Annotated in this window: 21 protein-coding genes and 1 tRNA gene; 4 read left to right on the top strand and 18 right to left on the bottom strand. The window is 59.9% G+C overall.

Annotated elements, in window-relative coordinates:
* Positions 1-29: 29 nt before the first annotated feature.
* Both ACLB1Z_RS14140 and ACLB1Z_RS14135 read right to left on the bottom strand, forming a co-directional pair.
* On the bottom strand, positions 30-1,298 hold the full coding sequence (locus ACLB1Z_RS14140) for a hypothetical protein (RefSeq protein WP_409560417.1): 1,269 nt from the start codon (positions 1,296-1,298) through the stop codon (positions 30-32).
* Complete coding sequence (locus ACLB1Z_RS14135; protein ID WP_409560416.1) at positions 1,291-2,664, bottom strand: APC family permease; 1,374 nt, start codon at positions 2,662-2,664, stop codon at positions 1,291-1,293. Before ACLB1Z_RS14135 ends, ACLB1Z_RS14140 begins: the two co-directional genes overlap by 8 nt.
* A gap of 291 nt (positions 2,665-2,955) precedes the next feature.
* Here ACLB1Z_RS14135 and ACLB1Z_RS14130 point away from each other — a divergent pair, with 291 nt between their 5' ends.
* Positions 2,956-4,002 carry an alpha/beta hydrolase gene (locus ACLB1Z_RS14130; protein ID WP_409560415.1) on the top strand — a complete coding sequence of 349 codons (1,047 nt, stop codon included), beginning with the start codon at positions 2,956-2,958 and terminating at the stop codon, positions 4,000-4,002.
* Between the two features lie 176 nt (positions 4,003-4,178).
* Positions 4,179-4,256 (top strand) — tRNA-Pro (locus ACLB1Z_RS14125).
* Positions 4,257-4,275: 19 nt separating this feature from the next.
* On the opposite strand, the gene ACLB1Z_RS14120 is transcribed toward ACLB1Z_RS14125, so the two are convergent.
* The 10 genes from ACLB1Z_RS14120 to exbB all read right to left on the bottom strand — a co-directional run bounded on the left by ACLB1Z_RS14120 (position 4,276) and on the right by exbB (position 13,906).
* Positions 4,276-5,304, bottom strand: coding sequence for an FAD:protein FMN transferase (locus tag ACLB1Z_RS14120; RefSeq protein WP_409560414.1), 1,029 nt, complete (start codon positions 5,302-5,304; stop codon positions 4,276-4,278).
* Positions 5,301-6,104 (bottom strand): DUF4198 domain-containing protein, encoded by an 804-nt coding sequence (locus ACLB1Z_RS14115; protein ID WP_409560413.1) that lies wholly within the window; start codon positions 6,102-6,104, stop codon positions 5,301-5,303. The genes ACLB1Z_RS14120 and ACLB1Z_RS14115 overlap by 4 nt, the downstream gene beginning before the upstream one ends.
* A 23-nt stretch (positions 6,105-6,127) precedes the next feature.
* Positions 6,128-6,646, bottom strand: a complete 519-nt coding sequence (locus tag ACLB1Z_RS14110; protein WP_409560412.1) for a DUF2271 domain-containing protein — start codon at positions 6,644-6,646, stop codon at positions 6,128-6,130.
* A gap of 20 nt (positions 6,647-6,666) precedes the next feature.
* Positions 6,667-7,320 (bottom strand): PepSY-associated TM helix domain-containing protein, encoded by a 654-nt coding sequence (locus tag ACLB1Z_RS14105; RefSeq protein WP_409560411.1) that lies wholly within the window; start codon positions 7,318-7,320, stop codon positions 6,667-6,669.
* On the bottom strand, positions 7,317-8,120 hold the full coding sequence (locus tag ACLB1Z_RS14100) for a tetratricopeptide repeat protein (RefSeq protein WP_409560410.1): 804 nt from the start codon (positions 8,118-8,120) through the stop codon (positions 7,317-7,319). Before ACLB1Z_RS14100 ends, ACLB1Z_RS14105 begins: the two co-directional genes overlap by 4 nt.
* The gene (locus tag ACLB1Z_RS14095; protein WP_409560409.1) at positions 8,120-8,803 is read right to left on the bottom strand and encodes a Fe2+-dependent dioxygenase; all 684 of its coding nucleotides are present in this window, start codon (positions 8,801-8,803) and stop codon (positions 8,120-8,122) included. The genes ACLB1Z_RS14100 and ACLB1Z_RS14095 overlap by 1 nt, the downstream gene beginning before the upstream one ends.
* Before the next feature lie 78 nt (positions 8,804-8,881).
* Positions 8,882-11,305 (bottom strand): TonB-dependent receptor, encoded by a 2,424-nt coding sequence (locus ACLB1Z_RS14090; RefSeq protein ID WP_409560408.1) that lies wholly within the window; start codon positions 11,303-11,305, stop codon positions 8,882-8,884.
* 228 nt (positions 11,306-11,533) lie between these two features.
* A complete protein-coding gene (locus tag ACLB1Z_RS14085; RefSeq protein WP_409560407.1) occupies positions 11,534-12,349 on the bottom strand; it encodes a TonB family protein in 816 nt (271 codons plus the stop codon).
* Position 12,350: 1 nt separating this feature from the next.
* The gene (gene exbD / locus ACLB1Z_RS14080; RefSeq protein ID WP_409560406.1) at positions 12,351-12,824 is read right to left on the bottom strand and encodes a TonB system transport protein ExbD; all 474 of its coding nucleotides are present in this window, start codon (positions 12,822-12,824) and stop codon (positions 12,351-12,353) included.
* Positions 12,825-12,838: 14 nt separating this feature from the next.
* Positions 12,839-13,906: a tonB-system energizer ExbB gene (gene exbB / locus ACLB1Z_RS14075; RefSeq protein ID WP_409560405.1), complete on the bottom strand. Its 1,068-nt coding sequence runs from the start codon at positions 13,904-13,906 to the stop codon at positions 12,839-12,841.
* 529 nt (positions 13,907-14,435) lie between these two features.
* On the opposite strand from exbB, the gene ACLB1Z_RS14070 reads away from it, so the two are divergent.
* The gene (locus tag ACLB1Z_RS14070) at positions 14,436-15,347 is read left to right on the top strand and encodes a glycosyltransferase family 2 protein (protein ID WP_409560404.1); all 912 of its coding nucleotides are present in this window, start codon (positions 14,436-14,438) and stop codon (positions 15,345-15,347) included.
* 28 nt (positions 15,348-15,375) lie between these two features.
* Here the strand turns inward: ACLB1Z_RS14070 and otsB are convergent, their stop codons facing one another.
* Genes otsB through ACLB1Z_RS14050 form a run of 4 tightly spaced genes read right to left on the bottom strand, consistent with a single transcriptional unit; the run spans position 15,376 to position 19,575 of the window.
* Positions 15,376-16,188 (bottom strand): trehalose-phosphatase, encoded by an 813-nt coding sequence (otsB, locus tag ACLB1Z_RS14065; RefSeq protein ID WP_409560403.1) that lies wholly within the window; start codon positions 16,186-16,188, stop codon positions 15,376-15,378.
* A 14-nt stretch (positions 16,189-16,202) separates the two neighbouring features.
* Positions 16,203-17,345 (bottom strand): carbohydrate kinase family protein, encoded by a 1,143-nt coding sequence (locus tag ACLB1Z_RS14060; RefSeq protein WP_409560402.1) that lies wholly within the window; start codon positions 17,343-17,345, stop codon positions 16,203-16,205.
* Positions 17,294-18,100, bottom strand: coding sequence for an ROK family protein (locus ACLB1Z_RS14055; RefSeq protein WP_409560401.1), 807 nt, complete (start codon positions 18,098-18,100; stop codon positions 17,294-17,296). The genes ACLB1Z_RS14060 and ACLB1Z_RS14055 overlap by 52 nt, the downstream gene beginning before the upstream one ends.
* Positions 18,100-19,575 carry a trehalose-6-phosphate synthase gene (locus ACLB1Z_RS14050; protein WP_409560400.1) on the bottom strand — a complete coding sequence of 492 codons (1,476 nt, stop codon included), beginning with the start codon at positions 19,573-19,575 and terminating at the stop codon, positions 18,100-18,102. Before ACLB1Z_RS14050 ends, ACLB1Z_RS14055 begins: the two co-directional genes overlap by 1 nt.
* A gap of 328 nt (positions 19,576-19,903) precedes the next feature.
* On the opposite strand from ACLB1Z_RS14050, the gene ACLB1Z_RS14045 reads away from it, so the two are divergent.
* Positions 19,904-20,965, top strand: a complete 1,062-nt coding sequence (locus tag ACLB1Z_RS14045) for an HWE histidine kinase domain-containing protein (RefSeq protein ID WP_409563278.1) — start codon at positions 19,904-19,906, stop codon at positions 20,963-20,965.
* Between the two features lie 17 nt (positions 20,966-20,982).
* Here ACLB1Z_RS14045 and ACLB1Z_RS14040 read toward each other — a convergent pair whose 3' ends face one another.
* Together ACLB1Z_RS14040 and ACLB1Z_RS14035 are read right to left on the bottom strand one after the other, a co-directional pair.
* On the bottom strand, positions 20,983-22,899 hold the full coding sequence (locus ACLB1Z_RS14040; protein WP_409560399.1) for a glycoside hydrolase family 15 protein: 1,917 nt from the start codon (positions 22,897-22,899) through the stop codon (positions 20,983-20,985).
* Positions 22,900-23,038: 139 nt separating this feature from the next.
* On the bottom strand, positions 23,039-24,958 hold the full coding sequence (locus ACLB1Z_RS14035) for a response regulator (protein ID WP_409560398.1): 1,920 nt from the start codon (positions 24,956-24,958) through the stop codon (positions 23,039-23,041).
* Positions 24,959-24,969 lie beyond the last annotated feature (11 nt).

Below are 24,969 nucleotides of genomic sequence, written 5' to 3'. Positions count from 1 at the left end.
TTCGCTGGGTTTATGGAATGCAGCCGCGTTTACGGCCCGAAGAGCATCGGAAAGAAGGAGTTGTCGACCGATTTCTGCTTCCGGTAGCGATAGCGGCGCTTCGCAGGCCTGTCGGCCGCCGTTTCCGCCTTCAACCTCGAATTTCCCGACGCGCTGGTCTTGACGACCGGCGGTATCGTCTCGTTGAACGCCACCGCAGTCTCGTCCTTGACGGCGAGCAGGACATTCGACTCCGCCGGCCGCCACCGATACCCAAGGCTGAAGTCAATCGGAGTTGTCTTGTCCTTCGCGAAAACCTCATTCAGACGCGCCTGATACTTTCCGGCGAAGAGGCTGATCGGCCCTGCGTACCGCCCATAGGGGTGAAGCTGCCAGCCCTTGGCGAAGTAGCGGATCGGAATGCCGGAATCGTCTTCCAGCAGCGACACGCTATGATCCAGCAAGTACGTGCGCACGGTGGAGAAGTTGTCCTCATGCATGAGATAGGACGCGCTCTTGACGAAGCTGTCACCCTTTCCGAGCGTGTCGCAAAACGTCAGGAAGCCGCTCGACTTCAAGCCTCCATCCGAGAGATCGGTGCTGAAATAGTAGAGCGTCCGTTTGGCGCCGATGCTGGCATCGCCGAAGGTGATCTTGACACCGCGGCCCGTAGGTTTCGCAATCTTCTCATCAACGGAATGCAACGTCCCATCGCTCGCCAAATCAAACAGCTCGGCGTCGTAAATCGTTTTGCCGGAGCGGGCGAGGAACGTCATCAGCACGGGCGTCGTGCCGTTGAGCTTGGCGCTGCCAAAGTCGATCCGCATGGAGCGCGTGCGGAAGAAGCTGTAGCTCAGCAATGAAGAAAGCGACGCACGAAGCTCACGAAGCGCGCCAGCCATCTCGCCGCGCGAATATTTCCGCAGGTCCGGAATTTGTCCTGGCGGCTCCAACCCTGCCATCACGTAAGTCTTGGCCGACGGAAAGAAAGCATCTGCGTAGAGATAGTCGGCGCCGCTGAAGAAATAGAACAGCGTCGGCTGCGGATTTTTGAAATCGCGCGACACGAGCATCCGAATTTTGCTCAGTTGACGCTTTTCCAGACCGTCCCAAGCTTGGTTGAAGCCCGCCGCGTACTGCTTCCAAAAGCCATCGTTCGTGTAGGCCTTGAGCGGCGAACCGTCGGACGGCTGCATGCCCGCAATGAATTTGGCGGTGTCGTCCAGGCTTGCGCGAGGTTCGGCACGTGCGGGAATCGACAAAATCGAAACCGCGAGCGCCGCGAAGGCGATCGCTGCGGTCACGCGTATTCTAGCCATGTTGGGTCCTATCGAGATCCTGACCGAGCATCGGGCGCCGCTGCGCATAAGCATACACGGCTAAACCCGTCATCATAATGACGAGACCAGCCAGAGACTGCAGAGGACGCTCTACGATGAGGTGATACATCATGAAGGCAGTTACGCCGAGGAAGATAAACGGCGTGAGTGGGTAACCCCACGTCTTATATGGCCGCGGTAGATTGGGTTCTTTCCAGCGCAGGATGATGACGCCAATCACGGCGAGGAACGAGCAGAGCGTCAGACTGAACTGAATCGTATCAAGCACAGCCTCGAAACTCTGCGTCATCAAAAGCACGCTGACGATCGCGAGCTGTAGCAGGATTGCATACGTCGGAACGCCGTTCTTGCTGGTGAGAGCCAAGGCGCGGAATAGCGCATGATCCTTGCCCATCGCCATCGTGACGCGTGGCCCGATCCAGACCATGGCGCTGATCGAGGAGATGAGCCCAATGCAAATGAGCGCGCCGACGATCATTCCGCCGAGCTGACCGAAGATGTGCTTGCCCGCGATCATCGCAACGTCGATCTGGCCCGCCATTGCTGAGATCGGCGTCGTGTACAGAAAGACGGCATTGAGCGCGACGTAGCAGCTGATGACGATGACGGTCGCGGCAATGATCGAGCGTGGCAGGCTGACGGCAGGCTCTCGAATTTCGCCTGCGATATAGGTCGCGGCATTCCAGCCCGAGTAGGCGTACATCACGAATACAAGGCTGACGGCGAATGGCGCGCTGGCGATGTAATTGAAGTCCACCGCCGAGGGCGCAAACGAGATCGGCTGCGGCACGCCATAGGCAAGTCCCGCGACGATCAACGCGATGATTAGCGTGCCTTTGATGATCGTCGAAATATTTTGGAATTTGCTCGAATGCTTGATGCCGCTCAAATGGATGAGCGTCACCGCCCAAACGACGGCAAGCCCCAGAAGGAGAGGGGGTGCACTGGGAATGATCCCCTTAAAATACACGCCGAAAGCCATAGCCGCGAGCGCGATAGGCGCCGAAAAACCGAGCGTCGCCGAAATCCAGCCCGCCAGAAACCCGACGGCGGGATGATAAATGCGCGACAGGAAATTGTATTCCCCACCCGATCGCGGAAATGCGGCCGCCAATTCGGCATAAGCCAGCGCACCGCAGAGCGCCGCAATTCCGCCGACGACCCAGAGCATCAGCACCGAGAAGGCCGACGGAATGGTCGCGACCTGAAATCCGAGACTGGTAAAGACACCGATGCCGATCATATCAGCAACGGCGAGCGCGGTGGCGGTGACGGTCGAAACCGTACGGACATCAAGTCCGGATGTTACGGAAGACGGTGCGCTGATGGATGCGGCAGTTGTCATGATTGGGGCTTAACCAAGGCCAGCTTGCGGACAGTATTGACTCGGTAACGTTCCAACAACTGCCGCAAAAACATGTTAAATCCGAGTTGCCAAAATACATCTAAGAGGCGCGTGCGGAACGTTTTTCGAGCACGATTATGGCAATTGCCAAATTATGGTTGCCGCATTGGTCGACATTTGCCTCACGAATTGAACAATTTTGGACTTTAGAGCGACACATTCGTTTTTGCGGCGCGCTCCGCCCACTATTCTGTCAGAGGGTAAATGCGATTCGAATGATGGCCGTATCGAATGCGGGGGCGCTATGGCATCGCGCCGGCGGCAATGAATAACGGACGCAGGCAATTCCTCGCACGCACGCTTAGTGCAGGCGCCGCCTGGACGCTTGGCCTCGCCTCGGCCGACGCCAGCCAAGGAAAGCCGCGCCCCATCGTTCCATCGAAGACGCTGGTGCAGTCGCGCAGCCGGCCAACGAAAATCGACAAGACCGCTCTCGTACATTTCGATACTGCACCGTTCCCCTATCACGGCATGCTGCCGGGCACGAACGTGCCGTTTCTCAACGTCAACGAGAACGGCCGTTTGGGCCATCGCACCAATTCAGGGCGCCTGTACTGGGAAGATCAAACGTATGACGACAATCGGGTGCTGCTGCACATTCCGAAAGGATTCGATATCCGCCGCCCGGCGCTGATGCTGGTTTTCTTTCACGGCCACGGCGCGACGCTGCAGCGCGACGTCCTCGCGCGCCAGAAGGTCCCGGCGCAGATTACAGCATCGAACGCCAACGTCGTTCTGGTCGCGCCGCAGCTTGCCGTCGATGCGCGCGATTCAAGCGCGGGGAAATTCTGGCAACCCGGCGCTTTCGGCCGCTTTATCGGCGAAGCGGGTCAACATCTGGCGCGCATGTTCGGCGACCGCAGATCGCTGCGCACATTCGCCAGCATGCCGATCATCGTCGTCGCCTACAGCGGCGGCTACGTCGCGGCGGCGTCGGCCATCGAGAAGGGCGGTTTGAAAAAACGCGTGCGCGGCGTGGTGCTGCTGGACTCGCTGTACGGCGATCTCGACAAGTTCGCACATTGGATCGAAGCCGACCCGTCGGCGTTTTTCGTCAGCGTTTACCTCAGCTCGACGCGCAATCAGAATGCCCAGCTCGAAGACATCCTGGCCGCGCACGACGTTGACGTCAGCGGTCAGATCAACACGCGGCTGGCGTCGGGAGGCGTCGCCGTGGTTCCCGGCGGCGGAGGCCGTCACCGCGATCTCGTGACCCACGCCTGGGTCGACTACCCCATCATCGACTTGCTGCAGCGCCTGCCCGAGTATCGCCGTTAAAGCATCTGCGCCTATCCGCAGGAGCGTCGCAAAACAATGAGCGGCCGACCGACGCGGCGGGGGAGGACACCGCATCCGTCCTTGACGTGCGGATGCGTTCCGGGTACCCAACCGGCAGACCGGGACGGTCTTCCCATGCAATTTTGAGTTGCGGCGGCCGTCAAGATTTTCCAAATCGGAGCGTAGCGCAGCCTGGTTAGCGCACCAGTCTGGGGGACTGGGGGTCGGAGGTTCAAATCCTCTCGCTCCGACCATTTCTTTCAAAACATCGCGTCAGTACAACATCTGCGCCAAGGCAGGCGTGATGCGTTCCGTTAGGGCACGGCCCTCGAGGGACACGAACCGGGCCGCGAACCCATTTGCCGCTGCGAATGCTGGCCCTTCCTCAGGTCCCAGCACAGTAAGCGCCGTCGCCAGCACGTCCGCCGTCATGCAGTCGTCCGAGACGACGGTGACCGAGATCAGGTCGTGGGCGGTCGGGAATCCGGTCCGCGGATCGACCGTGTGGGCATAGCGGCGGCCGCCGTGCTCGAAATATCGTTGCTCGTCGCCGCTGGTCGCAACGGAAAGCCCTGCGAGCGCAAGCACGGTCTCGGGGCAGGTCCTATCGGCAACCTGTGTGTGGCGCGGCCGTTCGAATTCCACCCACCAGGGCGACCCGTCCGGTTTTAGACCTTCGCCTCTGAGTTCTCCTCCGATCTCGACGAGGAGATTGCTCACGCCCGCGGTACGCAGCACCGAGACGACCTCATCAACGGCGTAGCCCTTGGCGATGGCGCAGAGATCGAGCCGCACGCCGCCGGGCTGAAACACGCGCCGGTTTTCCTTATCGAGCATTGCGCTGCGCCAACCGGACGCTGTACGCGCTGCATCGAGCGCCGCCCCGTCCGGCAAGCCGGGCGCAATGTGAAACGGACCGAAGCCCCACAGATCGACAATCGCGCCGACCGTCGGATCATATGCGCCGCCCGTTCGCTCCGCCCAGGAGAGCGCGCTGGAAAGCACCTTGAAGAACCCGTCAGCCAAAGGATGCCACGTTCCGGCGGGCGCAGCATTGAAACGCGAGAGGTCCGACGCCGGCTCCCACGGGCTCATCTCGGCGATCACCTGCGCCAGCACGCGTTCGATCTCGCATCGAAGGGCATCGACGTTGGCGTTCCGCGGGAGCGCCATCTTGGCGCTCCACGTCGTTCCCATTGTTTCGCCGCCGATCTGGCACACCGACAATGTGCGCAGCGCGGCGAGCGTCGCGGGTATCGGCGTTCGGCGCGGGATCAAGACCCGCCGCGCCGAAGCCGTCATTCCGGAAGCACCTCAAGCGTTGCCGCATACGTCGAACGGCGCTTGCTCGCTTCCTTGACGCTGGGCTTGTCGTCGGTGACGCTCGCCTCCATCCAGTATAGGCCGGCTTCCGGCCACTTGACCTTGAACACGCCGTCCTTGTCGGTCGTCACCGAGAAATCGCCCGGCTGATTGCGATAGCGCACGCCGCCAGGCACGATCTCGATCTTCATATCTGCTGCAGGCTTGCCGTCGAGTAGAAGCCTGAAGCTCGCTTCGTCGTTGGCCACGAGATCATTCGGGTGCGTGATCGGTTGCATTTCGAGGCCCTTGCCCGCAGGCTTCAGAGCGGTCTCGTCGGTCTTGCCCGCCGTCACAAACGTTTCCATGCGGCGCTGCGATTGGATCACGACAACATCGCTCGCCGAGGCCGGGATTTCCTTCAGGTTTTCGACCTTGCCGCGCCAGCGCTTCTTCTCGCCATTATCGGTATACTGCGCCATCAGGCGGTCGTCGACGAGCGCGATGCGATAGGTCCCGGGTGTTTTCAATGGAATGTCGAAGGTGCTGCGAAGCTTGCCGGAGTTCGCGTTTTCAGGCGCGATTGTCGATCCATCCGGCGCCGTGATCTCCAGGCCGTCGAGGGGAAGAGGACGGAATTCAAAATAAAACAGATCGTTCGAGACCGCAGCGTCCACGGTGACGAACGTATCTTTGGTAGACAAAACGGTTGCTGAGGGCCGCAACCATGCCCGATGGGCGTCAGCCGCTGCCGGAATAAGAAATGCGAACGCCGCTGCGGCGTATACGAGACGTTTCATGGTTCGCGGTATCCCAGATTGCATCATGGTTTCGTGCTGATAGTGACGGTTCCGAGTTCGTGCTCGCCTTTGCCGCTGATCGTCGCCCCTTTTTGCAGCGGCCATTGCACCGGGATCTTCACCACCTCACGCCCGCCGACTTCGCGCGCTGCTTCGACGACAAGCTGGTATTGGCCCGGAGCAAGCCCGCTCAAGATTTTGTTCTTGTCGTCGTCGATGCTGATTGAGTGCGTGCCCGGCGCGCGCGTTGCGCTGGTCAGTCCATCGGCCGGGAGCTTCAACTCGCGGCCGGCGCGACGCCACCATTGGCGGAGATCTTTAAGCCACTTTTCGCCTTCGTTGCGCTTGTTGGCGATGTCGTACCAGACGGCGAGGTTGGCAGCGACGTGCCGGTCCGGACCTTCAAGCCACACCGCCACGTACGGCTTGTGGTACTCGGCAACATCGAGGCGAGGGACCTCGACCGAAATTTCGAGATCTGCGGCGAGCGCCGGCGTTGCGGCAAGGCCGGTAAGCCCAACGGTCAAAAAGAGAGTTCGCATTCGTTTTGTTGCCTCGTGTGTCAGTGGATGAGCAAAATAGCAATCAGGATCGGGATGACCACGCCCAACCCGACGACCGGCCATGTGCTGGGTCGTCCGCGTGCGTACATTTGCAGGAGCAGGAGACCCGTTATGCAGAATGCGACGCAGCACAGCGCAAAGACGTCGATGAAGATGCCCCACGCGGTGCCGACGTTGCGCCCTTTGTGCAGGTCGTTGAGATAGGCGATCCAGCCGCGATCGGTCTTCTCGTAAGTGAGTTCGCCGGTTTCGCGGTCGATCGAGATCCACGCATCGCCACCCGGACGGGGCAGCGTCACATAGGCCTCGTCGTCCGACCATTCGACATCGCGGCCGTCGACATCCACGCCGGTTGCGGCTGTGATCCCTGCCACGGTCGCAGCAGGAAATGGCGACCGTCCCTTCGTCGGAGCGCTTTCCAGAGGCTTCAAGCTCGATTGATCAAGCGTTGCCTTCACCGTCGTGACTGAAGGCTTGGCTTCGATGCTCGCCGCATGATTGAGCGTAATGCCCGTCACCGCGAAAAGCAGCATCGTGACGAGGCTCACCGCACCGCTGATCCAGTGCCATTGCCGCAGCTGCCGCATCCATTCCGCACGCCGGTTGGAGCGTTCCGCGCGCCGCATCTGAGCATCTGGCACGTTGATATTCACGCTCGCGGCTCCTGCACCGTTGGGGGCGCATCAAAATCAATCCGGCGGATCTTCTCGACGGGATGGCTGCGCAGCATGGCGAGAGCATCGCGGCGGTATTTATCAGGCGCCTGCGCCAACGACGCGCGAAACCATTTTTCGGCTTCGTCTATGCGGCCGAATGCGACGAGATATCGTGCATGATGGAACTGGCCGCGGAAACATCCGCGCTGGGCGGCAAGCGCAAACCATCGCGCTGCCGCTTGCGGCTTCGGTGCGCCGATCACGCCGTCTTCGCGAAATCGGCCCAGCATGTTCATGGCCTTGGGAACGCCGCGCCGCGCTGCGCTGACGAGCAACGATAGGGCGACGCGCGGGTCGCGATTGCCGCCGTGACCACGCGCCAGGAGCTTGCCGAGATTGTACAGCGCCCAGGCGTGTCCTTTATCGGCCGCGAGACGAAACCAGCGAATGGCTTCGTCCGGATCGGCGGCAACGGCCCAACCGCACTCATAGCAGCGGCCGACCATGTTGAGCGCGTCGGCATTACCGCTGTGGGCTGCAATCCTGAACCAGCGTAGCGCCGCTTCGGCATCGCGTTCGACGCCATGGCCGTCGAGCAGCATATAGCCCCACGCGACCTGCGCCTTCACTGACCCGTTCACGGCTTCGGAGCGCACATGTCGAGCCGCCGTCTCCGGATCGCGCGTGAGGCGAAGCGCGAAGCCCTCTTCCGTTTCGCGGATGTAGAGCGGCTGATACCGTGCGCCTGGCTCGGGGATCGACAGCTCGAAATCCTCATCTATTAAATCGTGTTGCATCACAGTTCAGCCCAGTGCCGCAACAGATTGTGGTAGTGGCTGGTCAGCCCCAACACGCCCGGCTGATCGTCGGGAAGGACGGCGCGAACGTCTCGGATCGCCGCGTCGAGATCGAACAGCAACGCGCGCCGCCCGTCGTCCTTGATCATCGATTGGGTCCAGAAGAACGATGCCCAGCGGCTGCCGCGCGTGATCTCTGTCACGCTGTGCAGGCTCGTCGACGGATAGACGATGGCATGTCCGGCCGGAAGCTTCACGGCGTGCGAGCCATACGTGTCGACAATGACCAGCTCGCCGCCGTCGTAGTCTTCAGGCGGGCTCAGGAACAGCGTCGTCGAGACGTCGGCGCGCATGCGCATTCCGGCGCCTGGAATGGCTCGGATCGCACCGTCGACGTGCGCGTGGAATTTCATGCCCGCGTCATAGCGGTTGAACAATGGCGGCAGCACGCGCAATGGCAGCGCTGCGGAATTGAACGTCGGATTGCGACCGAGTGCACGCAGGATGATGTCGCCCGCCTCCATGGCCGCTTTAGAGCCTTCGCGGATTTGCAGATTATGCTTGGCACTGGCGGCCTGCTCGCCTGCCGTCTCTTTGCCGTCCACCCAGGCCGACTGTTCGAGAATGTTGCGGACGGCCGCGACCTCTTCCGGCTTGAGCACGTCAGGAATTTGAACAAGCATCGGTAACTCATAAAATGGTGTGCAGGAGGGCGTTGGGCGCCCTCCTGCTGGTTACGTTCGCTGAGATCGCCGTGGACCTCAGAACTTCTTGCCGATCGTGAACACGGCGCTCGTGCCGGCCGATGGCGTGGCGCGGCTGCCGAACGATTGGTCGTAGTTCACGCGGTCTGTCAGGTTGTAGCCGTTGACGGCGAACCGCCACCCGTCGAGCTCATACGACAGCATCGCATCGAGACTGAACGTGTACGGGACGACGTACGCGTTGGTGTTGGAACCCGAGATGCTGAACATCTGGCTCTGGTAGATGAAGCCACTTCCGATGGTCCACTTTCCCGGACCTTGGATAAGCTCTTCCGACAGATTGTAGGTTGACCAGAGACTGACCGAGCTTGCGGGAACGCCGCCGATTTTGTTGCCGATGTTTGCAGGTGTCGTTGAGCCCGTCACCTCGCTGTCGAGGTACGTGTAGCCGACGTTTGCCGTCCACGCTTTCGTCAGCTGACCGGCAAGGCCGACTTCGAAGCCGCGAACGCGCTGGGACTCGCCCGTCTGGATCAGGTCACCCGTATCCGGATCGGGAGTGACGACGCCGTTCTTCTCGACTTGGAAGAGCGCTGCCGTTAGGCCAAGGCGATTATTGAGAAGGCTCCATTTCGCGCCGACTTCATAGGTTTCGTTTTCTTCTACCGCGTTCTGAGGGACGGTGAGCGTGATCGGGTTCGTCGCGTTAGTGACGAACTGCCCGACCGGTGATGCTGATTTAGACCACGAGAAATAGTACGTCTGAGACTTCGTCGGCTCCCAGATGACACTCGCTTTCGGGCTCCAGTAGTTGCCGGTCGAGGACGCATCGAGCGGCGGCGCAGCATTGGGCTGCTGGAAGTTATAATCGAAAGTCGTCCAGCGGGCACCGCCGAGAATAGAAAGTTGGCTCGTCAGCCAAACGCGATCGCTGGCAAACAAGCCGAGTTCCGTGCCGTCGCTCGACCGATCGTTCACTGGATTACGTTTGACCGGGTAGTACTGATAGAAGAACGAGCCCGGATCGCGGATCGGCGCACCCGCACTCGCGCCGGCAGTTCCCGACGGTCTCCCGAACTGCGAATATCCGGGGCGATCGTCCTCTTGATAGAATACGTCTATACCCGCGACGCTTTCGTGCTTCAGGCCGAAGGCTCTGAATTTCGCCACGCCGCTCGCGACGTTCTGGATGCCCCACGAATTCTGAATGATCGTCGGGTTGCCGCCACCGTTGGAGACGTTCGGATCAAGACCGGCGAAGAACTGTGACGCACACGTCGTCGTGCCGACAGGACCCGAAGAGCAGCCCGGAACGGTCGTCGCAAAATCTCGGTCGTAGAACGCCAATCGCGTGTCGTTATAGAACGTGACGGCGCTCGAAACGTCCTTGCGGAAATGCGACGTGACCATATCGACTTTCGTGTTGTCGTGGTCCGAAGCAATGCCGTAGAAATTCGAGCGATCGACCCCAAGCTCAGTTACGGGAAGGCCGCCCGTGGTCGCTCCCGGCCGCAAGACCATCGGCACGCCGAAGTCCGGCGTGCGATCACCTTCCTGATGCAGGTAGTTGAGCGTCCACGTCGTATCGGTGTTGAGACCGAAGGCGAGCGACCCCAGGAAGCCCCAGCGTTCGCTTTCGATGTGGTCGCGATCCGCAAAATCCTGGCTGTGGTACATGCCGACGGCGCGTGCCGCCGTCGTGTTGTTGATCTGTTTATTGACGTCGAGGACGCCACGATAAAAGTTATCGGTGCCGATGCTGAATTCGATGCTTGTGGCATCGCCGAGGTGAGCCGTCTTCTGACGAAGGTTGACGACACCGCCCGTTGTTCCCGCACCGAACGTTTCCGAAGACGAACCCTTGATGACGTCGATTTCTTCGGTTGCGAAGCTATCGCGCACATAGACGCCGAAGTCGCGCAATCCGTCGACATAGAGATCGCCTTTGGCCTCGAAGCCGCGGATGCGGAACTGGTCGCCGTTCATGCCGCCGCCACCTTCGCCGATGGCAACGGTGATGCCGGGAACGGCCCGCAACGCTTGCTCGACAGTAGTCGGATTCTGCTCGCGCAATTGCTTCTCTGGAATGACGTTCACGACCTGCGGCGTGTCCTGAACGCTGCCGGGGAGGCGGCCGATGCCTGTGCCTGCCTGTAGGGTATTGCCCGTGCTCGGCGTGAGTGCGTCAGTGGCCTGCTGAACCTGCTGCGCTTCTGTCGGCTGCGGAGCGACGGGCGCTGCCGCGACAGGCGCGGTTTTTTTTTGAACGGTCTTTTTCTTTGCTACCGCTTTCTTCTTCGCCGTAACTTCAAGCGGCGGCAGGACCGCCTGTTCCTCCGCCGGAGCTTGTTGCGCTGCCGCCCCGCCGCTCGCGAGAACCATCGTTGCGAAGCCGAGCGTTAGTGCTCCCAATTTGGTGGCGTCGCCTGAACCATATGACAGTTCGTCCTCGGGCGATCTTGCCTCCCAAAAAACTTCCATTGCATTCCCCCATTCCCAAACGCAAAAAACTGGAAGTCAGAAGAGTTTCCCCGGTCCCCCATCTGGTTCCTTACGAATTTGTAAACAAGGGTACTTTACTCCTTCGGTCAAGAATTAAAATACGCACGATTGACGAAGGTCTTAGATCGTTCCGATAACGCCACATTTTGTATGCGGTTCAGAATGCGGAACGGTGCAATTCAGCGGCCGGAAGACCTGTAACGTCGATCAGCGGACGTTGAATTTTATGGGAAGCGCGATCGTGCGAGCGGTATTCCCCGATGGCTGCGAAGCTTCTGCCATTTTTGGGGGCGCCGGCAACGGCGCGGCAGCCCGAAGCATGCTGACTGCTGCGTCATCGAGGATCGACGAGCCCGAACCTTTATAAATGCGCACGTTTGAAACGTTGCCACCGCCATCGATCGAGAAAATGACGGTCGCGACTCCTTCGACACGTTGGCTGCGGGCCTGATCGGGATAGCGCTTGAATTTGCTGATGTGCATGTAGAGCGCCTTCTGCCACGTCAACTCCGCGGCGTTCGGCTTGCGCGACATCCCTTGATTGGGTGCGGTTGCCTTCGGGCCAATTTCCTTGACGTCGATCGGTGGCGGCGCGGCAGCGAGCGAAGCAAGCATCTCCGGCTGCGCTTCCTGCACCGGTTTGTCCTGGGGCTTCTCTTTGACTTCCTCCGGCTTGACCTTCTCCAGCACGACTTCAGGATTTTCGACGAGCGGCGCTTCTTCCAGTTGCGGCAGATCTTCCTTGGGCTGCTCCTCCTTGACTTCCTCGGTAGCGGGCGTCGCGACGGAATCTTCCGAGGGTGCACCGATCGCCAGATTTTCTGATCGCTCGGGCAACGCAACCGCCACAGCCGCGAGTTCCATCATCATCGCGCCCTCGGGGTCGGCATCGTCTTCGACCGGCGGCGAATGCAACATGGCAAGCGTTCCGCCGACATGCAGCGCCACGACGACGATCGCAGCGATCGTCCACCGGAACCGGCCGTGCCACGCTGGTTCAAGGATGTCGAGCGTCGTCAGCATGTCATTGTTGGTTGGTCGAAACGGAGTTACCCGATGCAGAAGGGGACGCCGCGCCGCCCGACATATCTTCCAGCCCAACCATCGCGATCTTGACGTAACCGGCGGTGCGCAGCTGGTTCATGACTTTCATCATCTCACCGTAGGGCACCGTCTTGTCGGCGCGCAGAAAGACTCGCTGCTGACGGTCGGAGCCGGTCGCCGCATCGAGCGATGGCCCGATATCGCGGCGGCTGATCGGGCCGTTGCCGAGCGCCAGCGAGAGGTCGGCCTTGATCGTGAGGAAGATGGGCTTCTTCTGGCGCGGCTGCGGCTTGGCCTTCGCGACCGGCAGATCGACCGGAACGTCAACTGTCGACAGCGGCGCCGCTACCATGAAGATAATGAGCAGCACGAGCATCACGTCGATGAACGGCGTCACGTTGATCTCGTGGTTCTCGACGAGATCGTCGCCGCCGTCGTCCAGTCTTCCAGCCATAGCTGCCGCCTTGATTATTCCGCCGCCTGCTGCGCGAGTATGGGCTTCATGCCGCGATCGAGATCACGCGAGACAAGCCGCATCACTTCAGCTGAGGCTTCGCCGATCAACGCTTTGTACCGCGAGATCTGACGCGAGAAATGATTGTAGGTGATCACCGCCGGGATGGCCGCGATCAGGCCTGTCGCAGTTGCGAGCAGCGCTTCGGCAATACCCGGAGCGACGATCGCGAGGTTCGTCGTCTGTGTCTCCGAGATGCCGATGAAGCTGTTCATGATCCCCCAGACGGTGCCAAAAAGACCGATGAACGGCGCTGTCGATCCAATGGTCGCGAGCACGCCCGTGCCGCGGTTGATGTGCCGCCCTGCTGCCGCCGACAATCCGTCGAGCCGCGACTGCACCCGTTCCTTGATGCCGTTCTTGTCCGCGATATCGGCCGAAAGACGCAGCTCTGTGATCGCAAGATTGATGAACGACGACACGATGCAGCGTTTGGAGCGCGAACGTTTGCTGTCGCCGAGGCGTTGCGCGGCTTCGGCCAAGCTCGCCGTTGCGTTGATGCGTGAAAACGCCGAGACCAGTCGCCGCTTCGCAGCCGCAAGCTCGAGGGATTTCGCCAGCCAGACGGTCCACGTCGTGACGGACGCGAGGATCAGAAAGATCATGACGCCCTTTACGACGCTGTCGGCGGCAAGGAACATTTTCCACGGTGACAGGTCGTGCGGAAGGTCCGCTTTTTTCGGCGATGCGTCTTCCGCATTCGGTTCCGTCTCCGATAGCGCAGACGCAGCGCTCGTCGCCTCGGTCGATGGCGAAGCCGGTGACGATGCAGCGTTATCAGCCCCAGCAGGCGTGCTTTCGGTGACCGCAGTCGCGGGAGCGGGCGTTTCGGCTGGGGCGGGCGCCGTCATGACCGGGGCGGGAAGAGCGGGCGCTGTAGCCCCGCCATCTTGTGCGGCTGGCGCCCCGACGTCCTGCGCCGTCGCGGGCATGACGCTGAACGACACCGTGCCGGAGATGCAAAGAACGACCGCAACCAATCGCCAAATGTGGTGTGTTCCGAAAATACTGCGTAACGTCATTTTGTCAGGATGACCTTCTCTGGTCCCTCACTCTGCCGCGAGTGCGAAAAAGCATAAACAAAACTATACTGCTGTCGTCAAGTTTCCCGCGGGGCGCACGAGGCGAGGCCACACGCGACAAGGCGTCCCCCACAGGCGAAGGCGCCGGGCAGAGAGGCGTGGGCGATCCGCAGCACGCGAATCCGTGTCCGTCGCCGTTACACGTGCAAGCGAAAATACGGTCCGACGCAAAAAAAACGCCGCGGTTGACGCCCTGAGGCCGCGGTCCAGCCGCCCTTCGTGGCAGGAAGCAGGCAGATGCAGAAATTTTTAGGTTTGCGGGTGGAAAAAGCGTGGACAACCTGAGTCAAGGAGTTATCCGCGGCGCGCGGTTCCTGCATCATCGCGTCTGTGGTTCTGTGGCGACGCTGTAACCAAAATGTCTTGTTGTCTTAAAATCGATTAGTGGCCCCTGACAAGGAACGCGGCTAGGAGATACGGATATACTTTATATTTTTTTTGATATTAGACGCATTGAAAGGCATCCTGCATGAGCCGACTGCCAATTTCATGCTTCATTATTTCTAAGGACGAGTCTGATCGCATTGTTCGCACAATTCGTTCCGTCAAATCTTGGGTCGACGAAGTCGTCGTCGTAGATAGCGAAAGCCGCGACAATACGACGGCCCTGGCTTTAGCTGAAGGATGCCGCGTCATTACGCAACCGTGGCTCGGGTTCGGGCCGCAAAAGCGCTTCGCCGAAGATCAATGCAGAAATGATTGGGTTCTGAACCTCGACGCTGACGAGGTGGTGACGCCCGAGCTTCGCGACGAGATCATCGGCATGTTCTCGGCAGGGCATCCGGCACAAATTGCATACGCCATGGCTCTAGACCTCGTTTATCCCGGCGATCAGCGGCCGAGGCGTTGGGCGCGCGACCATTGGTACGTCCGGCTATACGATCGCCAAGTCGTCCGCTTTCGCAACTCGCATGTCCATGACACTGTCGTGATGGGCGGCCATGCCGTCGGCAGCCTTCGACATTCGGTCTATCATTATTCCTTTCGGAGCTATGATGACCTGAAGCAGAAGCTGGGGGAGCGTATGCTGCTCTCGGCAAAGCACGCACAGAATTCCTCTCAGGTGATGTTGCTTACGCGGCTTCTGCTGGAAATGCCCATCAATTTTTTCAAGTATTACATCGTCCGCCGACATTTTACCGGCGGCTTCAAGGGTCTGAGATACGCTTGGATCCAAGGCACATACCGACAAGTCAAGATTGTCCATATGTGGCGCGCACGATACGAAAAGAGCGCCTCGGTAGCGACCGTGCCGTGCAATGGGAACACCGGCCTCGAAGCACGCGCGGATGTTCAGGGGGCAATGGCATCTCCTCGAACGGATTTTGGATTGTACCCAAAAACACCGCCTGCGGGCGAAATCTATGCCGAACGGGCCTAGACCCGTCTGCCAAAGCGCACAGCAGCGGTCAGCGTCCCGTTCCCGCGAGCATCTGTAGCCAGTTCAGGACGTCGGCAGGCCCCTGAAACGAGGCTTCGTCCTTCGAGAAATTCTCGCCCGCGACTTTCAGGCCGAAGCCGCTCAAATCCTCTGCCGCCTGGAACGCATCGATATCCGAAATATCATCGCCGAGCATCACTGGCGTCTTGTTCGCAAACTGCGGGAGAGACGCAATTCGGCGCAGCGCCCGTCCCTTCGAGAAGCCGACCGGCAGGATTTCAACAACCTTCCGCCCACCGCAGATCTTGAATTGGTTGGGATAGAGCGGAAGCAGCGCTTCGAGGAGATCGGTCAACGGCTGTTGCATGTCGGGAACCAGCCGGTAGTGCAGGGCGATGCCGCTGCCTTTGTCTTCGAAGACGACGCCAGGCAACTCATGCACGATCTTCTTGATCGCAGCCTGCAGTTCGGGATCGAAGCTCGGCGTCAACGTTTCGATCTCGCCGTCATCCGCAAGTCGCATCTGTCCACCGTGAACGCCCGCGCCAATGAACTTCGAGGGACTGAGCAGGCGATCGGCTTCCATCAGCGGCCGCCCGGTGATGATCGCAACGGCGCCCGCTAGGCGCTGGGACAGGGAGCTGATGAGATCAGGCAAAATGGCCGGCACATGCACTGTTGATGGCGTCAGGGCGACATCGAGCAGTGTGCCGTCGATATCGAGAAAGATCGCAACCGGTTCCTCGGACGAAACAAGCTTCTCGACGTTCGCACGCAGTGCCGCAGCGCGCTCGCGCGGCGAAATACCCGTATCGGTTTGCTCGACCCTCAAATGCTGCATTCCGAATGTCCTTCCTAGATCGGGAAACTGAGAAGCGCAGCTTCGCTTTCGTGCGCCAGTTCTCGCTCTAACACCGGCCGGGATAAAAGCCCCGTCTGTGTATCAATATGCTGCACGACGCTCGCGGCATTGATCGAAGCTGCGCTGAGCGCCCGTACGGCATCGTTCGTGTCTGCTAGATAACATGCGAACGTGGCCGAGAACGCGTCGCCGGCCCCTGTTGTTGCCGCTGCGACGACATGCTGCGCCGCGCGGTAATGAAGATCTTGCCCTCTGGCGATGAACGCACCGTTCGCACCGTCCGTCAGCACGACGGCGCCGACGCCGAGTTCGATCAGCGCGCTCAGAAACTTGGCAAGCGTCATCTCGTATCCGCCGTTACGCAGGCCACGCTTGGCCAGCGGCGGCAGCGGATCGTCTTTGCCGACGATCAGCGGAGCTCCGCCGTCTCCGAACGATTGCAGCAGTCGTGGCATCAGCGTCTGCGCTTCCGCGCGGTTCACGCACAGAATGTCGATATGTTTGAGGCTTTGCCAGAAATCGTCGAAGCGCGCCGTAAGCTGACGGATGCCGGGATTGACCGCAAGCCGCGCCCCGGCGCTTTTCGCGCGTTCCACGACCAGCGGATAGCAATCTGCCGACTCATTGCTGAGATTGGCCACGTACACGAGCTGACGTCCGGCGAACGCTTCGGCAGGAAAATCCTCCGGTCGCAAACGCGTGTTGGCGCCGCGGTAGGTAAAGACGGCAGCGTTGCGATCATGCGATGAGATGATGACGGATGAGCCCGTTGGCTCACTCTCGTCGGCGGCTAGCCACGTGATGTCCACGCCTTCTGCGCGCAGCAGGCTGCGCACGATATCGGCTTTGTCGTCATGGCCGACTTTTGCGATGATGGACGTGTTATGGCCGAGCCGCGCCGCGGCTACCGCAGAGTTCAGCGCGCCGCCGCCGCCGCTCGACGCGATCTCCTCGACTTCGGTTTTCTGGCCCTCTTCGAGCAACAAAAACGAACTCTCAGCGTTGCGCATCTTGATCTGTTCGATCTTGTCACTTGCGATCGTGACGATCGTATCAACCATTGCGCCGCCAATGGTGAGGACGTTCATCGCTGTTCCGAAGCGGCTCCCATCAGATCGCTTGTCTTTCGGAACCATTGATCCATCTCCGGACGCCACAACCGCGCGCCGCCCGAAATGCCGGTGGAAGGCGGCACCACGCTAGCCCAGGGCGGAAGATCGAACGTCAGGCGCCGCGAGTTTCCGCCGCCGATGTAAAGCCGGTCAACGTTCGTCAGGCCCTGCACGGAACTCAAGACATACTTGGCACGCTCATTCCAAGCGTCGAGGCCGAGTTCAAGATAGGCCGTGTGTCCGATGTAGCGATCGTAGTTGATATCGTCGCGCGCGTGATGCTGTCCAAGCTCCAGCCCGAAGAAGGCCGAGCCGTTGACGAACAGCGCACATCCCATGCCCGTGCCGAACGTCAGGACGCATTCGCGGCCTGGCCCCTTGGCGACGCCAAGGCCGTAGACGATGGCATCGTTGAGCACGCGCACCGGTGCATTGAGCCTCTGAGTGAGCGTCAGTTCGAGATCGAACTCGCACCAATGCGGCGTTCCGAGATTAGGCGCGGTCTTGACGTGATGTCGCCCGACGACACCGGGAAACCCCACGGAAACACGCCCAAAAGCCGGAAGCGATTTTACGACGTCGACGATGAGATCGACGATCGTTTCCGGTGTCGACGGCTTTGGCGTCTGTGTCGTGATGAAGTCCGAGATCAACGTGCCGTTCTCGTTGACGGTCGCGGCCTTGATCAGCGTGCCGCCGATATCGACGCACAGAATATTTGGGCTTTTGATGATCTCATCCGACTTCGGAATGCTGATTTTATCTACCGTAACATTCATCATGTCCCCACATTTGCCGAGAGCCGGCTGTCAGTGGTGTTTTTTTTAGTTGCGCGTTGCAAGCGCTCGAGCGCCTTTCCCATTTCGGGTGGCGATTTCGGCGACCGTGCGATACGACGCTGACCCGCTTTAAGCAGCGCCGAGAAATAGCTGCTGCCCCACGCGTCCGCATCGCTCTTGCAGACCGTTTTCATCAGCTTCTGGTAACGCTGCCGCCGTTCGGCGGGAGACATCTCCAGTGCAGTCTTGATGCCCTGAGAGATATCGTTCAGATCATAGGGATTAACGAGCACAGCGTCCGAGAGTTGCTCAGCGGCGCCCGCAAACTTCGACAGGATCAGCACGCCCGGATCGACGGGGTTCTGCGACGCGATATATTCCTTCGCGACGAGGTTCATGCCATCCATTAGCGGCGTAACGAGACCGATGCGCGACGTTCGGTAGATATCACGCAATTCGCTGCGCGGGATCGTGCGGTGAATGTAGTTGATCGGCACCCAATCGAGTTCGCCGTAGCGCCCGTTGATAGAACCGGCGAGCGATTCAAGCTCGGCCTTGATGTCTGCATACGCTTCGACACTCTCACGTGTCGGCGGCGCAAATTGCGAAAGCACGACGCTCCGGCGATACTCGGGAAAGTCTTCGAGAAATTTGCCGTAGGCTTTGAATTTTTGTGGCAGTCCCTTCGTGTAGTCGAGCCGGTCGATGCCGATGATGCGATGGATATCGCCAGCCTCGTTCGCCGCCAAGGCTTCCTCCTCGCCCGGCCCGAATGCAAAATCTTTCGGGTCGATACCGACAGGAAAACAGCCGATGTCGAGTTCGGTATCATCGACGCGGATACGCCCGGAAGGCAACAGCCTGCCATAGACGCTCCGCTGCAGGAAATCGATCAGGTTGCGGACATCTGACTGCGTCTGCAACCCAATGAGATCATAGGCGCCGAGCGCCCGCGCAATCTCTTTGTTCTCCGGGATCGCAAGTAGCGACTGCGCCGGACCGATCGGGATATGCAGAAAGAAACCGATTGGATTTTCGACGCCGAGCTTGCGCAGCTCTCGCGCCATCGGCACCAAGTGATAGTCGTGTATCCAGATAACGTCGTCGGGCTTAAGCAGGGGCGCCAGATGGCGCGCAAACCGCGCATTCACTTCGACATAGCGCGCGTAATATCCGGCTTCGAATTGCGCGAGGTCGAGGCGGTTATGAAAGACCGGCCAAAGAACCGAATTTGAATAACCGAGATAGTAGTCGTTGTAATCGGCTGCCGTGAGCGGCTCTGTCACCGTGGTATGTCCACCGACAGTAATAGACTTGGGCTCGGGTTGATCGGTCTCTTCGATTTGACCGTCCCATCCAAACCAAAAGCCGCTTTGGCGTTCGAGGGTATTGTAGATCGCGACACCGACACCGCCTGCCTGTTGGGCAGCGTTGAAGTCGATGACGCGGTTAGAGACCATGACGAGTCTGGCCAAGAGACCTCCTTCCACGCGCGCGAGAAACTGATCTGATACCGGCCCCTCGCGCAGCACCACGAAGTATAAACCCGCGAAATTGCGACAGGTTCCCGGATTTGTTTATCGCCCGTTTATTTGTTCTTGATACGTTCTTTTGGCACTGCAAAATGCCCACAGCGAGCCTGTGCTGCGACGTCCGTGTCGGTCTCGGCAACGTCCCGAACTCTCGCGTTCATCGGCAATTCATGCTACCGAAAAGCCTGTGTAATCTTTGGGGGGCTGGGGCGCCTTTGCTGCGTCACTGGCGTGGAATGCAAAATGGAGGCGCGGGCCGTTCGTGCAACGAATGGTTCAACTCGTCGACAACCTGATCGAGCGAGTTTTTCCGCGGCTACGACGTAAGCCGCAGTATGCATATCCGTTGGGGTTGGCAATTTTTGCAGTCGCGGCGCTAGTGCGACTGGCGCTGTCCCAATGGCTGCAGGACAATACGCCGTTTCTCACGTTTTTCATCGCGGTTCTGCTGGCGTCACTCATCGCCGGAACGGGACCCGGGTTGCTGGTGGTTGTCGCGTCCTTCTTCGCAGGATGGTATTTCTATCTGCCCGGTCCAGGCTGGCTACCGATAACCAATGCGACCGTCGTCGCGCTTGTAAGCTTTTCGATCCTTTCGGTTTTGATCGTCGCCGTGGTTCACATCTTGAACCGCAAGGTCGAAGGTCTGCTGAACGAGCGCTCGCGCAATGAAGCACTGCTGCAGGACAGTGCTCTGGGTGAAATGCAACTTGAACAACTCAATGTCGAACTACGCCACCGCCTGAAAAATACATTCGCCGTCATCGCTGGACTTGTGAGCCAATCAGCCCGCTACACGCGCGATATCGATCAGTTTGCCGCCGCGCTTGGAGGTCGACTTTCGGCGATGGGTAACGCCATGGATCTCGTCGCGACGCGCAACTTCATCGGCGCGCCATTGAGCGAGCTGATCTCCGAAACCATGAAACCTCTGGTGCCGCCGGGCTCAGCGCGTTTCGTCATGCGCGGGCCGGAAACGATCGTGCCGAGTGACGTCGCCAGCGCGCTTGCTTTGACGCTGCACGAATTGGGCACCAACGCCATCAAATACGGGGCCTGGTCGAACGATCGCGGCCGGGTCACCGTGACCTGGACGCTCACCCGCCTCGACAATGACGACAGCCAGTTTGAACTTTTCTGGAGTGAGCGCGGCGGCCCCCCCGTCAGCGCTCCCGAACGGCGAGGGCTCGGAACGACGTTGATCGACAGCGGCTTTCCGACCGCACAAGTCGAAAGACAGTTCAACGAAGATGGCGTCCAGTGCCGGCTCGTCGCCGTTTTGAAACAGGCCACGACGCGGCGCACGCGCGGCCGTGCTTCATCTCTGCATTGAAGCGTCTGCGGAACGTCTTATCCGTTGACGTCGAACGCTCCGCCGCCGTTGCTGCGTGTAACGGCGGAAACGATATCTCGCTCGCTTCGGCTCTGTTTGTTGCTGCTTTCGGCGTCATCGTGATGCGCCGCCGCTGATCCGGTCCATGCGTCTTCCCACTTCCGGGAGAGCGTCATGCCGGAATTGATCAGCCCGGCCATAGAGTACGTCTGCGGAAGATTGCCCCAAAGCTCCCCCGTCGAGGGATGTAGATCTTCGCTGAGCATTCCGAAAGAATTCCGGTGACTTAGAATTTCACCGAACAGCTCACGCGCTTCATCGGCGCGGCCGATCGAGGCGAGCGCATCGATGTACCAGAACTGACAGGCGAGAAACGCCGATTCCGGCAATCCGAAATCGTCTTCGGCCGCATAGCGTAGCATCAGCCCGTTGCGCATCAGCTCGCGGCCGATGGTGTTGCACGTCTTGACGAAGCGCGGATCGTCGGGCGGCAGAAAGCCCAGATCGGGCAGCAGCAGAACGCTCGCGTCAAGCTCCTGATGATCGAACGCTCCCGTGAACGATTGGCGCTTGTCGCTCCAGGCACGCGCGAGAATTTCCGCGCGGATTTTCTCGGCGGCTTCCGCCCAGTACGCCATCCGGTCGCCGAGGCCGAGGATCTTTGCAATGCGCGCCAGCCGATCGCATGCGACCCAGCACATGGTGGCGGAATGCGTATGGATGCGTTGGCGCCCGCGATATTCCCAGATGCCGGCATCCGGTTCGAGATAGAGCAAGCGCGCCTGTTCGCCGAGCGCCTCAAGCTCGCGAAACATGCTGGCGTCGCCCATCCGGGGCAATCGCTGATCTATGAACATTTGCGTAGCGCCTAAGATCACACTGCCATAGGCGTCATGCTGCAGCTGGTCCGACGCGAGGTTGCCGAGCCGAACAGGCCCCATGCCTTGATAACCATTGAGATCCGGTGCGATCCGTTCGGCGGCAATATCGTTATGTACGATGCCGTAGAGGGGTTTCAGCGGGCCTTTGCCGTCCGCGACAATGGTCGTGATGTAGTCGAGGTAATTCTCCATTGATTGCGTCGCGCCGAGGCGGTTCAGCGCACGAATGACGAAATAGGCGTCGCGAAGCCAGCAGAACCGGTAGTCCCAGGTGCGCGGCGTGTTAGGGGCCTCTGGAATGGATGTCGTAAGCGCAGCGGTTATCGCGCCGGTCTCTTCGAACGTGCAGAGTTTGAGCAGGATCGCGGCGCGAATGATTTCCGGCTGCCATTCGTAGCTGACGGCGAGGCCGCGCACCCACGCCACCCAGAAGTCGCGCGTGCGCTCCAGGAATTCGCGAGACAAAGCATCCATCGAGCTGTCGATCGGCTCATCGGAACCGATAACGAGCGTCATCGGATGCGTCAGGGCGAACGGCGTCTCATGCACGACATAGGAAATGGGAATGTCCGTCGTGACTCTAATGGCATTCGATCCGCACGTATATCGGACGTGGTTCGAGCCGTGCGAAGCGCTGGCTGCGACCTGCCCATAGCTGTGCGTCGGCCGAACGCGAACGGAAATGCGTGGCAAGCCGCGCAGCGGTTCGATGCGGCGCATGAGTTGCGTCGGATGAAACGAGCGGTCGAACCGCCAGAAACGCGGCGCGAAGTCCGTCACTTTGACAGCTGCGCCGCTGTCCGAAATGAGTATTGTTTCGAGGATGCAGGTATTGCGAATGTAGCTCGACGTTGCCGACACCTGGCCTTCGAGCACGACGTCGCAAAAACCTTTCTCCTCGTCGCCCGCAAGCAGACGGCAGAAAATCGGATCGCCGTCGAGCCGCGGAAAACACCACCAGACGATGCGCGCGCCTTTGTCGATCAGCGCCGCGACACGGCCGTTGCCGATAGCCGCGACATCGAGTGAAGAACGATAGGAACTGGCAGTCATCGAATTCCCCGCGAGACAGGCTTTGAAAACGAAAACAACGTCTGGAAACTAGCGCGGGTTTCCCGCACCGCACAATGTCGCATGGCCGCAGGTCGCGTGAATGCGCGTGAACGCCCATCGTATCGGCTGAAATTATCCTTCACGCGACCTGATTGGAGGTGCTGGCGGCGTGTTGCTCATCGGCGCGAAAGGCGAGCATCTTGATGAGATCCGTTACGTCGCCCGGATTGTACGGCTTCTTCAGATGTGGATATTCCCGCAAGCGCGGCGGCAGGAACACGAGGTCGTTGTAGCCGGTCGTAAAGGCGAACGGGATCATCCGCCGATCGAGAATCTCGGCAATCGGCGCGCTGTTATCGGCGCCGAGGTTGATGTCGAGCAGCGCAATATCGAAATTGGTTTCCGTCGCTGCACGCAAGCCTTCCGAAAGCTGCGCATATGGCCCGACGACCGTATGCCCTTCCGTTTCGAGATCAAGCTTCAACTGCATGGCAATCAAGGCTTCATCCTCGACCAGAAGAATGCGGCAGCTCCTCGGAGCCGGGATGTTTGCAGCGGGAAGAGGCGTGCGCGCCTTTGGCACGATCGCGATATGGCGCGTGCCGACGAGTTGTGTGCGTGACGAAAGCTCGCCTTGGAAATCGAATTGGAATCCTTCGGGCGAGAAAGTCATCTCAGCCGTGCCGCCGCATTCCGATGCAGCGCTGCGGATCACCGCAAGGCCGAAACCATTGCGCGCCGGCTTGCTGCAATGAGGTCCTCCGCGCTCCTGCCACGAGAACGCGATCTTATCGCCTTCCGGCGTCGTGATGCGCGACCATCCAACGTTGACCTTGCCACCTGCTGTCGAGAGCGCGCCATGCTTGACGGCGTTGGTGACGAGTTCGTGCAGGACGAGAGCCATCGACTGCCCGAACTTGGACGTCAGGCGAATGCGGTCGCCGTCGACGATGATGTCGTTCGTGCTGCGAGAACGGAACGGAGCGAGTGCGCCCTGCACGAGTTCGTGTAGGTCGACGCCCGTCCAGCTGCTCTGGCGCAACAGATCGTGCGCCGACGACATCGCATGAATGCGCCCGTCGAGCGCGGACGCAAACGACGCAACCGAAACCGCATTGGCGCTTGAAAGCCGGGCAATTGCCGCAACATTCGCGAGGATGTTTTTAACGCGATGGTCAAGCTCGGCCATCAGAAGCTGCTGATGGCTCTCGGCCGATTTGCGTTCTGTAATGTCGAGTACCGTTCCGAGCACGCGCTGTGTTTCGCCGATGTTGATTGCGCGTCCGCGTGCGAGAATCCACGAAATGCCGCGTGCGCTCGTCACGCGATATTCGAGTTCCGCAATGCTGTCGGCATAGTTGGCCGTGCGGACATAGTTTCTGACCATCTCGCGGTCGTCATCGTGCACGACCGACATGAAGTCTTCAAAGCTTTGCTGTTCGGGAACATCGCGATGTAGCACGTCTGAAGTGTTCGCCGACCAGCGCAGCATCTGCGTTGTCGCATCGTATTCGAACGTGGCGAGTTTGGCGGCCTCGCTCGCGAGACGCAGCCGCTCGGAGCTTTCTTGCAGCGCCGCGTGTGACGCCTCAAGCTGTTCGGCGCGTTGCTTGACGCGTTCTTCGAGTTCGGCATTAAGGGCGTCAAGCTGACGTGTCTTGCGATAAAGCTCGACGAAAATCTGTACCTTTGCCTTCAGGATTTCCGGCACGACCGGCACGGACACGTAATCGACGGCACCGGTTCGATAGCCTTTCAGAAGATCGTCCGTCTCAAGCCGCACTGCCGAGATGAAGATCACCGCCGTCTTTTCGTGGCGTGGATGGTCGCGGATCATCGCGGCAAGCTCGAAGCCATCGAGATCGGGCATGCACACGTCCATCAGGATGACGGCGATGTCCGTCTTGAGGAGCGCCGTCAGTGCTTCCTCGGCAGTCGTTGCTTTAATGAGCGTCGCGTCGAGCCCGTCGAGAATGGCTTCATACGTCAAAAGCTTTCCCGGCTGATCGTCGACCAGCAGGATGTTGACGGGTTCGATAGGTGCGTTTTCCGCAGGCATTAGTGTCCTCG

The organism is Hyphomicrobium sp. MC8b, assembly GCF_905067615.1.
GTDB lineage: Bacteria > Pseudomonadota > Alphaproteobacteria > Rhizobiales > Hyphomicrobiaceae > Hyphomicrobium_B.
This window is presented reverse-complemented; position numbering and strand designations above follow the sequence as displayed.

Excerpts from the sequence above, each read along its gene's own strand:
- ACLB1Z_RS14110 (WP_409560412.1), bottom strand. The coding sequence starts at position 6,646 with ATGCGAACTCTCTTTTTGACCGTTGGGCTTACCGGCCTTGCCGCAACG.
- ACLB1Z_RS14060 (WP_409560402.1), bottom strand. The coding sequence starts at position 17,345 with ATGGTTCCGAAAGACAAGCGATCTGATGGGAGCCGCTTCGGAACAGCG.
- ACLB1Z_RS14085 (WP_409560407.1), bottom strand. The coding sequence starts at position 12,349 with ATGCTGACGACGCTCGACATCCTTGAACCAGCGTGGCACGGCCGGTTC.
- ACLB1Z_RS14045 (WP_409563278.1), top strand. The coding sequence starts at position 19,904 with ATGGTTCAACTCGTCGACAACCTGATCGAGCGAGTTTTTCCGCGGCTA.
- ACLB1Z_RS14040 (WP_409560399.1), bottom strand. The coding sequence starts at position 22,899 with ATGACTGCCAGTTCCTATCGTTCTTCACTCGATGTCGCGGCTATCGGC.
- otsB (WP_409560403.1), bottom strand. The coding sequence starts at position 16,188 with ATGCAGCATTTGAGGGTCGAGCAAACCGATACGGGTATTTCGCCGCGC.
- ACLB1Z_RS14070 (WP_409560404.1), top strand. The coding sequence starts at position 14,436 with ATGAGCCGACTGCCAATTTCATGCTTCATTATTTCTAAGGACGAGTCT.
- ACLB1Z_RS14130 (WP_409560415.1), top strand. The coding sequence starts at position 2,956 with ATGCGGGGGCGCTATGGCATCGCGCCGGCGGCAATGAATAACGGACGC.
- ACLB1Z_RS14135 (WP_409560416.1), bottom strand. The coding sequence starts at position 2,664 with ATGACAACTGCCGCATCCATCAGCGCACCGTCTTCCGTAACATCCGGA.
- ACLB1Z_RS14120 (WP_409560414.1), bottom strand. The coding sequence starts at position 5,304 with ATGACGGCTTCGGCGCGGCGGGTCTTGATCCCGCGCCGAACGCCGATA.
- ACLB1Z_RS14095 (WP_409560409.1), bottom strand. The coding sequence starts at position 8,803 with ATGCTTGTTCAAATTCCTGACGTGCTCAAGCCGGAAGAGGTCGCGGCC.
- ACLB1Z_RS14090 (WP_409560408.1), bottom strand. The coding sequence starts at position 11,305 with ATGGAAGTTTTTTGGGAGGCAAGATCGCCCGAGGACGAACTGTCATAT.
- ACLB1Z_RS14115 (WP_409560413.1), bottom strand. The coding sequence starts at position 6,104 with ATGAAACGTCTCGTATACGCCGCAGCGGCGTTCGCATTTCTTATTCCG.
- exbB (WP_409560405.1), bottom strand. The coding sequence starts at position 13,906 with ATGACGTTACGCAGTATTTTCGGAACACACCACATTTGGCGATTGGTT.
- ACLB1Z_RS14100 (WP_409560410.1), bottom strand. The coding sequence starts at position 8,120 with ATGCAACACGATTTAATAGATGAGGATTTCGAGCTGTCGATCCCCGAG.
- ACLB1Z_RS14035 (WP_409560398.1), bottom strand. The coding sequence starts at position 24,958 with ATGCCTGCGGAAAACGCACCTATCGAACCCGTCAACATCCTGCTGGTC.
- ACLB1Z_RS14140 (WP_409560417.1), bottom strand. The coding sequence starts at position 1,298 with ATGGCTAGAATACGCGTGACCGCAGCGATCGCCTTCGCGGCGCTCGCG.
- exbD (WP_409560406.1), bottom strand. The coding sequence starts at position 12,824 with ATGGCTGGAAGACTGGACGACGGCGGCGACGATCTCGTCGAGAACCAC.
- ACLB1Z_RS14055 (WP_409560401.1), bottom strand. The coding sequence starts at position 18,100 with ATGAATGTTACGGTAGATAAAATCAGCATTCCGAAGTCGGATGAGATC.